The 11,865-nt window shown below is 62.2% G+C and carries 7 protein-coding genes; 1 reads left to right on the top strand and 6 read right to left on the bottom strand.

What is annotated here, in order from left to right; translation table 11 throughout:
- Window positions 1-49: 49 nt before the first annotated feature.
- The 4 genes from CFBP1590_RS19130 to mnmC form a co-directional block, all read right to left on the bottom strand.
- Window positions 50-1,126 carry a lipocalin-like domain-containing protein gene (locus CFBP1590_RS19130; RefSeq protein ID WP_029241923.1) on the bottom strand — a complete coding sequence of 359 codons (1,077 nt, stop codon included), beginning with the start codon at window positions 1,124-1,126 and terminating at the stop codon, window positions 50-52.
- On the bottom strand, window positions 1,116-3,584 hold the full coding sequence (locus CFBP1590_RS19125; RefSeq protein WP_088235748.1) for an FtsX-like permease family protein: 2,469 nt from the start codon (window positions 3,582-3,584) through the stop codon (window positions 1,116-1,118). The genes CFBP1590_RS19130 and CFBP1590_RS19125 overlap by 11 nt, the downstream gene beginning before the upstream one ends.
- A 1-nt stretch (window position 3,585) precedes the next feature.
- Entirely contained in the window at window positions 3,586-4,254 is a 669-nt protein-coding gene (locus CFBP1590_RS19120) for an ABC transporter ATP-binding protein (RefSeq protein WP_088235747.1), read from the bottom strand.
- Between the two features lie 302 nt (window positions 4,255-4,556).
- Window positions 4,557-6,548: a bifunctional tRNA (5-methylaminomethyl-2-thiouridine)(34)-methyltransferase MnmC2/FAD-dependent 5-carboxymethylaminomethyl-2-thiouridine(34) oxidoreductase MnmC1 gene (gene mnmC, locus CFBP1590_RS19115; protein ID WP_088235746.1), complete on the bottom strand. Its 1,992-nt coding sequence runs from the start codon at window positions 6,546-6,548 to the stop codon at window positions 4,557-4,559.
- Window positions 6,549-6,699: 151 nt separating this feature from the next.
- Between mnmC and pap the strand changes: the two genes are divergently transcribed.
- Complete coding sequence (pap, locus tag CFBP1590_RS19110) at window positions 6,700-8,196, top strand: polyphosphate:AMP phosphotransferase (RefSeq protein WP_088235745.1); 1,497 nt, start codon at window positions 6,700-6,702, stop codon at window positions 8,194-8,196.
- A 145-nt stretch (window positions 8,197-8,341) separates the two neighbouring features.
- Here the strand turns inward: pap and CFBP1590_RS19105 are convergent, their stop codons facing one another.
- Both CFBP1590_RS19105 and CFBP1590_RS19100 read right to left on the bottom strand, forming a co-directional pair.
- On the bottom strand, window positions 8,342-9,670 hold the full coding sequence (locus tag CFBP1590_RS19105) for an HlyD family type I secretion periplasmic adaptor subunit (protein WP_088235744.1): 1,329 nt from the start codon (window positions 9,668-9,670) through the stop codon (window positions 8,342-8,344).
- A 13-nt stretch (window positions 9,671-9,683) separates the two neighbouring features.
- A complete protein-coding gene (locus tag CFBP1590_RS19100) occupies window positions 9,684-11,840 on the bottom strand; it encodes a type I secretion system permease/ATPase (protein WP_231991876.1) in 2,157 nt (718 codons plus the stop codon).
- Window positions 11,841-11,865: the final 25 nt, after the last annotated feature.

The raw sequence follows: 11,865 nt of genomic DNA, 5'->3' as shown, positions 1-11,865 counted from the left end.
ACGTGGTTCCGGTATCAGGCGCATGGATTGGACTGGCCGGTGACCGGAATCAATGCCCTGTCATCTCCAGATAGCCCACACCGCTCTGGCTGCCATTGAACCTCACAGGCCCCTCCCAGTAGGGAATGCTCATGCCCATCCAGGCCTTGGGATTGAGCGCTTCGGTGGTGATGTCCAGATGCTTGCCGGGGACCTTGACCGACCAGACTGTGGGCACCTGATGGTCGTCGATGGCTGTGGTCTTGAGGGGTTCAAGGCTGATTTCGTCTGCGCTCAGTAACCGGGTAGTACCATCGGCGCCAATCCAGTTGCCTGTCACATAGGGCGCACCGTTTTTGTGGCGAATTCTATAGAGCATCAACCGGTCGCCGCCCGCCAGTTGCAGGGAAAACCAATCCCAGCCGGTTTGATCGGCGGTAAGGGGCTGGCTGCTCCATTCCCGGTCCAGCCATGCGTTGCCGGTGACCTGATAGGTTTTGCCTTCGATCTCGACGCTGCCCTTGGCATCGAAAAACGGTTGGCTGTAGTAGTACGACGCCTGTCCTGCATCGGATTTCCGGCTGTAGCCTTCCTTGCCTTGCAGCACCACTGGCTGGGCCGTCGTGAGATTCAGGTGATAGCGGAAATCCTTGCCGCTGGCCTTCAGTTGGACGCTTGCCAGCGGATCGTCAGTGTGCGAGTCGCTGCTCATCGACCAGTCGTCGATCCACGCAGAGAACGGCGCTGTGGTGACATTGGCCTGATCGACACCGCCACGGGCGTAGCGCTCTGCCACATAATGCCGGGTCGCCGATGTGGCCGCAGCGTGCCCCAGCCAGATCGTGCCGTCGTTCCAGCCGCTGCCGATCTGAGTGCCTGGCCGTATGGCGTTGCGAAACAGCGTCCACTGCACGCCGAACTGCTCGCCCTTGTCGTCCTTGAGGGTGGCAGTGATGTACCACCATTCGAGGCGGAAACCGGGGTGCTGTCCATGATCCTGCGGGAACGAAAACACCCGGCCCGGTGTGACCTGGCTGTAAGCGTCCGCGGTGTTGCCCAGCCCTGCGAAACCGTTGTCCGGCATCGGCTTGTCGTCGCAGGCGCTCAGCAACAGAGCCAGCATGAGGAGCAGCCATCTAGCGTTCATGGGCAAACGTCCTCAACAGATCGCTTGGACGACTTCTGTACAGCTTGAACAGCGGCCAGGCCGAAGCCAGTAACGTCGCCACCATCGCAAGCAACATCAGTTGCAGCAATTGCAGCGGGAAAACCCGAAGCGGCAATCGCCAGCCGAATGCCTGCACATTGATGACCGCATTCAGGCACCAGGCCAGCGCTATGCCCAATGGCAGAGCCAGCAGCAGAGTCAGTACCGCCAGCATCCACGTCTGCCCCAGATTGAGCAGCATCAGTTTGCGTCGAGTCACGCCCATCGCCCACAGCGGCGCGAGCTGACCGAGGCGACTCTGGCTTTGGGTCAGCAGGCTGATGAACAGCGCTATCCCGGCCACGCCCAGGGTCAGGCTATTGAGTGCAGCGGTGGCTGCGAACGTGCGCTCGAATACCTGACTGGACCAGCTTTTCAGCTGGCTCTGGTCGATGATGTGGCTGTCATCCAGCACAAATTGCTCCCTTAGCGCAGTGATCAACGGTGCGATGGCGAGCTGATCGATTCGCAGATTGAAGCGCACGGGCGTCAGGTTCGGCCAGTGAGCGAGCAGGTGCCTGGCGTTGACCAGCAAGTGGCCCTTGGGGTTGCCGTAATCGGCATAGATACCCACGATACGTGCCGACCATTGGCCTGTCGGCAAGGGAATGTTCAACGTGTCGTCCAGCCCCAGCTTGAGACGACGCGCCATCTGCTCGCTGAGCATGATGGTGTCCTGACTGGCCAACTGACCCCAGGCATCGTTCGAGGCTTCAAGCAACTCCCAATGCTGGCGATAAGTTGTGTGATCAATCACGCCAAACAGATCGGCGGGCCAGCCTTGCAGGCGGATTGGCACCTGCCAGTTCGGCAGCACGGCCTTGATCTCCGGTTGCTGGTTCAGCCAGGTCTGCAGCGGCTCGGCCTGAGCAGGGTTCTGCGGGCTGACGTACAGTTCAGCGGTCAGGCGCTGCTCCAGCCAACTGTTGAAGGTTTCACGAAAGCCCGAGGTCATGCTGCCCGCGCCGATATTGGCGGCCATCGCCAGCAGCAGTGCCATCAGCGCCAGGCTCAGTGCAGGCAACTGCTGTCTGCAATCGGCCAGGAACCATTGGCCTGTGACCGAACGGCTGCGTTTGAGCAGCGTGCCGAGCACTGCATCCAGCAGTACAGGCAGACCGAGCGCAGCGCCGAGCAGTATCGAACTCACCAGCACGAACCCCAGCAACAACGACTGGCCCAGCAGCAAGGCAGACAGCGCGATGACTGCGCAGATCACGGCGACCCAGCCCTGGCGTCGCAGCCAGCGAGCGTGAGCCTGCTGCCAGGCCTGCGCGTCAGCCAGTGCCAGCAAGGGCAGACGCGCTGCACGCAGCAGGCTGTTGGCACCTGCCAGCAACGCGCCGAGCAGACTGACGCCGATGCCGCTGAACCACCACCCTGCGCTCAGATTCAGTTGCCCGGCGACTTCGGCGCCGTAAAGCCCTCGCAAGCTGGCGGCGACGTCCGGCAGCAGCAGGCTTGCCAGCAAGTAGCCGCTGATCACCCCAAGGAGGCCGCCGAGCAGTGCCAGAACACCCAACTCCATGCCCAGCGTTGCAATCAGCAATCGGGCGGTAACCCCACAGGCTCTCAGGTTGCGCAGCAGGCCGCGGCGTTGCTCGAGCGCCAGGCCGATCGCCGCGTGTACGATAAATAGCCCGACGATGAACGACAGCACACCCAGTGCATTCAGGTTCAGGTGAAAGCTTTCGGTCAGGCGCTCAAGATTGTTTTCTTCGCCCGCTTTCCTCATCACCAGTTTGCCTACCAGCGGAGCAGGCATGGGCGCTGAGAATCCCTCGGGCAATAGCAGCCGAGACAGTTGGCCGTTGGCACCGAGCAGCGGCTGGGCAAAACCGATGTCGGTGAGCAGCAGGCCGGGGGCCATGTCCGGCGTCACGCGCAGAGGCGGCAGCGATTCGCCGTTTTCCGCCAGAGGCTGCTGGCCTTCCTTGAGGTTCAGCGCCTGCAGGGTCTGCGGCGAGATCCAGGTCGTCCCCGGCGGCGCAAGGAAGTCCACGACCTGTTGCGCATCAAGCCTTTGCCCCGCCAGTGAGGAGCCTTTGGGTAAGGTCACTGGCTCGATGCCCATCAGCTGAAGCCGTTGGTCTTCGTGCCCTTTGAGCGCGATCCGGCCCTGCACCATGGGCGACACCGGCCAGCCTGCACGACGCAATTGAATGAACAGGTCCTGTGAGAACACCTTGCCGTCGGCCGCTTCGATGGAGGACTGCGGTTGGCCGCCAATCAACTGGCTGGCCTGCTGATAGCTTTCCCGTGCCTGACTGTTCAGCGCCTGCACGCCGGTCAGCAGTGCCGTCGCCAGCCACAGCCCGGTCAGCACGCTGAAGAACTGCACGGGGTGGCGTCGCCAGTGACTGAGCAGGGCGCGCAAGGTCCAGTAAAACACCCGCATGTCAGCGCTCGCCTTCGTTCGCCAGGCGGCCCAGATGCAGCACCTGTGTGCGCGCCAGTCGTGCCGCAACGCGCGGGCTGTGAGTGACCATCAGGAGGGTGGTTGCGCTGTCGTCGAGCAGGTCCAGCAACAATTGCAGCACTTCGCCACTGGTGGTTTCGTCGAGGTTTCCAGTGGGTTCGTCCGCCAATAGCAGACTCGGCCGGGAGGCAAGGGCGCGGCCAATGGCGACACGTTGCTGCTGGCCGCCGGACAACTGCTCGGGGTAACGGTCCAGCAGCGCATCCAGGCCCAGGCGCTCGACCAGCCGTGCCTGCCAAACCGGGTCGTAGCGCCCGGCCAGACGCGCCTGAAATGCCAGATTATCGGCAACCTTGAGGCTGCCGATCAGGTTGAATTGCTGGAACACCAGACCGATTTCCGTACGCCGCCAGTTTGCCAGCTGGCTTTCGTTCATCAGGTCCAGACGTTGCCCGGCGATTTCGATGGTGCCTGAGTCTGCATGATCAAGCCCGGCGACCAGGTGCAGCAGCGTGCTCTTGCCACTGCCCGATTCGCCCATCAACGCCAGGCTTTCACCTTGCGCCATTTGCAGATCGACACCCCGCAAAACTGCCAATGACCCCTGGGCCGTGGTGTAATTCTTGAATACGTCTCGCACTTGCAACATGAGGGGCTCGACTGGCTGTACTGACAATAAGGATAGCGGCTGAGCGAGTGTGCGTCGCTGAGTGACTTAGTACTGATTGCGCTGAGGGCATCGCGTTCCGCTTAACACTCGCGTAAGGCCGGGAATGTGACGCAGAGCCTTACGGGCTGCATGCTTATCGCTCTGCACTCATCGTTATACACAAGTCTTGCTGCAACCAACGGACTGTGGGAGGCGGCTTGCCGGCGATGCATTTTCCGAAGCAACACATCAGCGACTGAGCTGACGCCATCGCCGGCAAGCCGCCTCCCACGGGTACGCATTCAGTCAGAGACTTTATGCTCGCCCCGAATCAATCCGCGCAAGGCAAACCGGTTCGGGTGACAGGCTTCGGCGACGCTGCGAGGCAGTGGCAGCGGTTCGTTGTCGAGCCAGGCGGCGAGCAGCTCGGCGCATAACGGGGCGGTGATCAATCCGCGTGAGCCGTGGCCGCTATTGACGTAAAAACCGTCCAGCCAGGGACAGGCGACGTTCGGCACCTGACGCGCATCCTTACCCAGCGCGGCGAAGGCGTCGAGAAAAGCTTCCCGGTTCGCCAGCGGGCCGACGATGGGCAGGTAATCCGGGCTGGTGCAGCGAAACGCGGCGCGGCCTTGCAGGTGCTCGGGTGGCAAGTCTGCCGCTTCCAGACGCTCTACAAGATCGTGGGAAATCTCTTCCAGCATCTGCAGATTGCCCAGATGATCGGCCAGATTGGGCGTCAGATCGACGCTGTTGAAGTCAAAGCTCGCCCCCAGCGTATGCTCACCCAGCCGCGCGGGCGCGACGTAACCTTCGGCGCAGACCACCGTGCTCAATGCCGTGCTGGCCTCGGTCTCTGGCAGGCGAGTGATCTGCCCGCGAATGCGCTTGAGCGGCAGGTCGGCGCTTTGCGGAAACTGTTTGATGTCGGCGGCACCGGCCAGCACCACGACTGGCGCGCTGTCGATCAAGCGCTCGTTATCCCACGCCTGCCACTGCCCACCGACCTGACGCAGTTCCAGCGCCTCGTGATGAGCGATCAACCGAATGTTCGGGTGAGTGGCCTGCCTGTCGCAGAGGGCAGGCGGATGAACCCAGCCACCTTCCGGGTAAAACAGCCCGCCGCTGGCCAGCCGGATACCGCTGCGTGCTTGGGCCGCAGACTGGTCCAGCAGGTGCAGAAGCGATTCGGGAAAGGCCTCGGCCAGTTGTGCCTGACGTTTGCCTTCCTTGTCGTCGAAGGTCAGTTGCAGCACACCGCAACCGTCCCAGTTCACACCGCGCTGCAAGCGTTCGAGCAGGCGCCGGGTATGCCCGAACCCGCTGAGAATCAATTGGGACAACGCCGTGCCGTGCGCCGACAGCTTGAGGTACAGCACGCCCTGCGGATTGCCCGAGGCTTCCAGCGCGGGCGCGGCATGACGCTCCAGCAGGCTAACCTGCCAGCCTCTATTCGCCAGGCTCTCGGCCGTGGCGCAACCGGCCAGCCCGGCGCCGATCACCAATGCCTTGCGCTCATTGTGCAGCGCAGGCGGGCGGGCGAACCAGGGTTTGGCGGCGGGCACAGGGATGGCCTCTTCAGGCCACGCGATGAACGTACCGCGCAGCACTTCCCATTTATGACCGATCCCCGGCACGCGCTTCATCTTGAAACCCGCAGCATTCAGTGCGCGGCGTACCCAGCCGGTGCTGGTGAAGGTGCCGATGGTCGTCGCTGTCGTCGACAGTCGCGCCAGCTCGGCAAACAGCTCCGGTGTCCACATCTCGGGATTTTTCGCGGGCGCGAAACCATCGAGAAACCAGGCATCGATCTGGCCGTCCAGTTGCGGCAGCATGTCCAGCGCATCGCCGATCAGCAGAGTCAGCGTGATCCGGCCCTGATCGAACACCATGCGCTGAAAACCCTCATGCACGGCCACGTACTGATCAAGCAAAGGATCTGCGAACGCCGCCAGCTCCGGCCACAAGGCCAGCGCCCGTTGCAGGTCGTCACGGCTCAACGGGTATTTTTCGACGCTGACGAACTGCAGCCTTGTACCGGGGCGGGCGCATTCTTCGAACAACTGCCAGGCGCAGAGAAAATTGAGCCCGGTGCCGAAACCGGTTTCGCCGATGATCAGCCGTCCGTCTTCCGGCAATTCCGTAAAGCGTCGGCGCAGGTCGTTCTGCACCAGAAACACATGGCGCGTCTCTTCAAGACCGGATTCGGTGGAAAAGTACACATCGGAAAACGTACGCGAATGCGGATTGCCTTGTTCGTCCCAGTCGATCTGGGCGTGGCGGGTAATGGTCATGTTCGGCTCAGCGGTGGCAATGGCCGCATTTTAGCCGTGTGTGCGGATAAAAGCGGTATTGCTGTTGCACCGATTGACCCATGTGGGCATTCGGTGGTCACTATATGCATCTGGCCATCATCCCCGGCCCCGATCATGAAGGGAACAGTGCATGTTTGAATCCGCTGAAATCGGTCACGCCATCGACGACGAAACCTACGAGGCCGCCGTGCCAGCCTTGCGCGAAGCGTTGCTCGAAGCCCAGTACGATCTGCATGAGCAGGCCGGACGTCAGGTTATTGTGCTGATCAATGGCATCGAAGGTGCGGGCAAGGGCGAGACCGTCAAGCTGCTCAACGAGTGGATGGACCCGCGTTATATCGAAGTGCGCACCTTCGATCAGCAGACTGACGAAGAACTGGCCCATCCACCGGTCTGGCGCTACTGGCGGCAACTGCCCGCGAAGGGGCGCATGGGGATTTTCTTCGGCAACTGGTACAGCCAGATGCTGCAGGGGCGGGTGCACGGTCGTTTCAAGGATGCGGTGCTGGATCAGGCCATCAGCGGTGCCGAACGTCTGGAAAAGATGCTCTGCGATGAAGGTGCGGTGATCTTCAAGTTCTGGTTTCACCTGTCCAAGAAGCAGATGAAGTTGCGCCTCAAGACGCTGAAGGACGACCCGTTGCACAGTTGGCGCATCAGCCCGCTGGACTGGCAGCAGTCCCGGACCTACGACAAGTTCGTGCGCTTCGGTGAACGTGTGTTGCGCCGCACCAGCCGCGAATACGCGCCGTGGCATGTCATTGAAGGCGTGGACGCCAATTATCGCAGCCTCACCGTCGGGCGCTTGCTGCTCGAAGGCATGCAAGCGGCACTGAACAAGGTCGAACCTGAGGTCAAGTCGCAGAGCGCAGGACCGCAGGCGAGCCACGACGAAGAGCTGACCCTGCTGGACAGCCTCGACCTGAGCCGCAGTCTGGAAAAGGATGATTACAAGGAAGCGCTGATCACCGAGCAGGCGCGCCTGTCCGGCAACCTGCGCGACAAGCGGATGAAGCGTCATGCGCTGGTGGCGGTGTTCGAAGGCAACGATGCGGCCGGCAAGGGCGGGGCGATCCGTCGTGTTGCGGCGGCACTGGACCCGCGACAATACGCCATCGTGCCGATTGCCGCACCGACCCAGGACGAGCGCGCTCAGCCGTATCTGTGGCGATTCTGGCGACAGATTCCGGCACGCGGCAAGTTCACCATTTTCGACCGTTCCTGGTACGGGCGCGTGCTGGTGGAGCGGGTCGAAGGTTTCTGCAGTGAATCCGACTGGATGCGCGCCTATTCCGAAATCAACGACTTCGAAGAACAGCTCACTGATTTCGGCATCGTGGTCGTGAAGTTCTGGCTGGCGATTGATGAACAGACTCAACTGGAGCGCTTCGAGGAACGTGAGCAGATCCCGTTCAAGCGTTACAAGATCACCGAGGACGATTGGCGCAACCGCAAGAGGTGGCCGCAATACCGTCAGGCCGTCGGTGAAATGGTCGACCGCACCAGCACCGAAATCGCACCCTGGACGCTGGTCGAAGCCAACGACAAGCGCTGGGCGAGGGTCAAGGTGCTGCGCACCCTCAACGAAGCGCTAGAGGCTGCGTTCGCGAAAGACAAGAAAAAATAACAACAACCGGTGGGAGGCGGCTTGCCGACGATGAACGATGACGCAATTTTCCTGACATATCGCGTCCGCTGCATCGCCGGCAAGCCGCCTCCCACATAATCGCGTTTCTTCAGTGGCTTACAGGTTTCAGCAAGCGTTGCACGACTCACCGCTCACGCAACGCTTCGGCCCGGGCCTTGAGTACCGGCTTGAGCAGGTAATCCAGCACGCTTTTTTCCCCGGTGATGATGTCCACGGTGGCGATCATGCCGGGGATGATCAGCAGCGGCCTGCTGTCGCTGCCCAGGTGATTGCTGTCGGTGCGCACCTGTATCAGGTAGAAGCTGTTGTCCTTGTCGTCAGTGATGGTGTCGGCGCCGATCAGTTCCAGGCGCGCAGGCAGGCCGCCATAAAGGGTGTAGTCGTACGCGCTGAACTTGACCATGGCCTTCTGGCCAGGGTGCAGGAACGCGACGTCCTGTGGGCGCACTTTCGCTTCGATCAGCAGGTTGTCTTCCAGTGGCACGATTTCCAGCAGGTCGCTGCCGGGCTGAACCACGCCGCCGATGGTGTTGACCTTGAGGGTCTTGACGATGCCGCGCACCGGCGACACCACTGTCGTACGGCTCATTCGGTCGTCGATGGCGATACGGCTGGCGCTGATCCGGGCCAGGTCGTTGCGCTTTTCGTTGAGTTCGCGGGCAGCGTCAGCGCGAAACGCGAGTTCCGATTCCTGCACCCGGCTTTTGATCTCACTGATGGCCGCCTCGGCCCTCGGGATCGCCAGGGTGTTGGCGTTCATCGAGCCGCGAAGCTCCACCGCGTTACGCTTGAGGCGCAGGATTTCCACCGGTGAAACCGCGCCCGAGCTGACCAGTGGCGCCGACATGTCCAGCTCCTGCTGAACCAGCGCCAGGCTGCTGCGAAACTGCTCCTGTTTGGAACGGAACTCGGCCAGCTCCTGGGTCTTCTGACGCAATTGCTCGTTGAGCGTGCGTTGCTCGCTGGCCAGTCGCCGCTGCCGGGATTCATACAGCGCCTGCTCGTCGGCAGCCACTTGCGGGGCGCTGGACGTCACTTCAGCAGGCAACGTCAGCGAACGACCTTCGGCCTCGGCGGCCAGCCGCTCCACTTGCGCGGTCAGGGTCAGACGGTCAACTTCGCTTTCGCTGCGGCTGGACATGAATCGCGTGTCATCGAGGCGCAGCAGGGTGTCGCCTTTATCCACTACCTGGCCTTCACGCACGAATATATCGCTCACGATCCCGCCTTCCAGGTTCTGGATGACCTGCACCTTGCTCGACGGAATGGCCTTGCCTTCGCCGGTGGTGACTTCTTCCAGCACCGCGAATCCGGCCCAGAGCAAAGCGCCAAGCAACAGTGCGGCGGCAATCCACACTGTCAGGCTCATGGCGCGTGATGAGGGATCGGCCAGCGCGGCAGACCGATAGGGCAGGAACCTGTGCTCGACGTGACGGCTGCCGGACGTGGTCATGAACAATCCTCCTTCAAAACGGCGCCGGGCCGATCTGGCCCTTGCGCAGTGCTTCGATGACAGCGTCCTTCGGGCCGTCTGCAACCAGCTTGCCTTGGTCGAGCACCAGTATGCGGTCGACCAGGGTCAGCATCGACAGACGATGGGTGATCAACAGCAGGGTCTTGCCGGGAATCAGGCGATGCAGGTGTTGGCGCAGATGTTCTTCGCTGGCGTTGTCCATGTGGCTGGTAGGCTCGTCGAGCAACAGAATAGGCGGGTCCAGCAGCAGGGCGCGCGCCAGCAAAACGCTTTGTCGCTGCCCGCCGGAGAGCAACTGGCCGCGCTCGCCGACGGGCCGGTCGAAGCCTCGCGGATGACGCAGCGCCAGCTCATCGACGCCGGTGATGCGCGCCACTTCCAGCATGCGCGTGTCGCTCACCTGGCGAGCGCCCAGTAACAGGTTGTCGCGCAGACTGCCTGCCAGCAGCGGCAAATCATGGGCGACGTACCCGATCTGTTGGCGCAGTTCGCTGATATCCAACTGCTGCAGGTCCAGGTTGTCGAGCAGCACCTGACCTTCGTCCGGCGTGTGAAACCCCATCAGCAGACGAGCCAGTGTGCTTTTGCCCGAGCCGCTGCGGCCAATGATGCCGACGCGCTCTCCGGGTTCCAGTCTGAAACGAACCCCGTTCAGCGCCGTTGCACCCTTGGGTTCATAGGCAAAACGCAGGTTGCTGATGCTCACCGCGCCCTTGAGCGGGGGTGTTTGCAACGGGCGTTTTTCCTGCGCCTGTTCCTGAGGCAATGCCATCAACGCGTCGGTGCTTTTCATCGTCAGTTGCGCCTGCTGGTAGCGGGTGATCAGCCCCGCGACTTGCCCGAGCGGCGCCAGCACCCGGCTCCCCAACATGTAAGTCGCCACCAGCGCACCGACGCTCAGGTGCCCGCCGACGATGCTGTAGACCCCGGCGACGAGCGTGGCCATGCCGCAGAACTGCTGCACGAACAGTGTGCCGTTGCTGGCGATTGCGGCGAGGTGACGGGCGTGGCTGTCCAGTCGGGTCAGGGCACCGTGGGTGCTTTCCCACTGATGCTGACGTTCATTCTGGGCGTTGCAGGCCTTGAGCGTTTCCAGGCCGCCGAGGGTTTCGATCAGCAAGGCCTGACGCGCGGCACCCAGACTCAGGCTTTTCTGCACCGTGTCGCGCAGACGAATCTGAATCGCCCAGGCAAAGGCGACCGTCAGTGGAAAGGCCAGCAGTGGAATCAACACCAGCCAGCCGCCCAGCAGACCGATGACCGCCAGCATCAGGATCGCGAAGGGCAGGTCAATCAGGCTTGTCAGGGTCACGGCGGTCAGGAACTCGCGCAGTCCCTGAAAGTCATGAATGCTCTGGGCGAAGCCGCCGACCGTGGCCGGGCGCGCCTTGAGGTTCATGCCGACGATGCGCTCGAACAGCGTCGCGGAAAGGATCAGGTCCGTCTTGCTGCCCGCCTGATCCAGCAGCCGGGCGCGGATCAGGCGCAGTCCCATTTCGAACAGCGTGCCGATCAGCAGACCGATGGCCAGCACCCAAAGGGTCGCGGTGGCCTGATTGGGCACCACGCGGTCGTAGGTCTGCATGACGAACAGGGGGACCATCAGGCCGAGCACATTGATCAGCAGGCTGGCGAGAATCGCGTCGCCATACAGTCTTCGGGACAGTCTTGCGGTGTCGCGAAACCAGGAGGTCACTCTGGGCAGCAGAGGCGAGCGCAGTTGTTCCAGTTCATGGTGCGGGCTGGCGAACAGCGCCTGACCAGTGTAGCGCTGCGCCAGTTGTTCAGGCGCGACCCACTGCTCGCCGCCCTGGTTTTCCGAGGGCAGGATCAGCAATCGGCCTGATTCGTCACGACGCACCAGCACCGCGCAATGCTGGTCCTTCAGCAACAGCAGCACGGGCAGGTTCAGCGCGTCGATCTGTTCCAGATCGCGACGCAGCCAGCGCGCCTGCAGACCGGCGCGGGCAGCGGCTCGTGGCATTAGCGAAGGCTCCAGCCGCTGATTGCTCATCGGCAGGCCGGTACACAGGCTGGTGCGACTGTGGGCGCGGCCATGCAATCGGCAGAGCAGCACCAGGCCGTCGAGCAACGGGTCCTCGACCTCGGTGAACGATGCTTCATGCGTATCGGCGTCAGGGATTTTCAGACTGTTCAAGAGCATGCTCCCGTTC

It is taken from the genome of Pseudomonas viridiflava, from assembly GCF_900184295.1.
Taxonomy (GTDB): domain Bacteria; phylum Pseudomonadota; class Gammaproteobacteria; order Pseudomonadales; family Pseudomonadaceae; genus Aquipseudomonas; species Aquipseudomonas viridiflava.
This window is presented reverse-complemented; position numbering and strand designations above follow the sequence as displayed.

Coding starts and splice junctions, on each gene's coding strand:
- CFBP1590_RS19105 (WP_088235744.1), bottom strand. CDS start 9,670: ATGACCACGTCCGGCAGCCGTCACGTCGAGCACAGGTTCCTGCCCTAT.
- CFBP1590_RS19120 (WP_088235747.1), bottom strand. CDS start 4,254: ATGTTGCAAGTGCGAGACGTATTCAAGAATTACACCACGGCCCAGGGG.
- CFBP1590_RS19130 (WP_029241923.1), bottom strand. CDS start 1,126: ATGAACGCTAGATGGCTGCTCCTCATGCTGGCTCTGTTGCTGAGCGCC.
- pap (WP_088235745.1), top strand. CDS start 6,700: ATGTTTGAATCCGCTGAAATCGGTCACGCCATCGACGACGAAACCTAC.
- mnmC (WP_088235746.1), bottom strand. CDS start 6,548: ATGACCATTACCCGCCACGCCCAGATCGACTGGGACGAACAAGGCAAT.
- CFBP1590_RS19125 (WP_088235748.1), bottom strand. CDS start 3,584: ATGCGGGTGTTTTACTGGACCTTGCGCGCCCTGCTCAGTCACTGGCGA.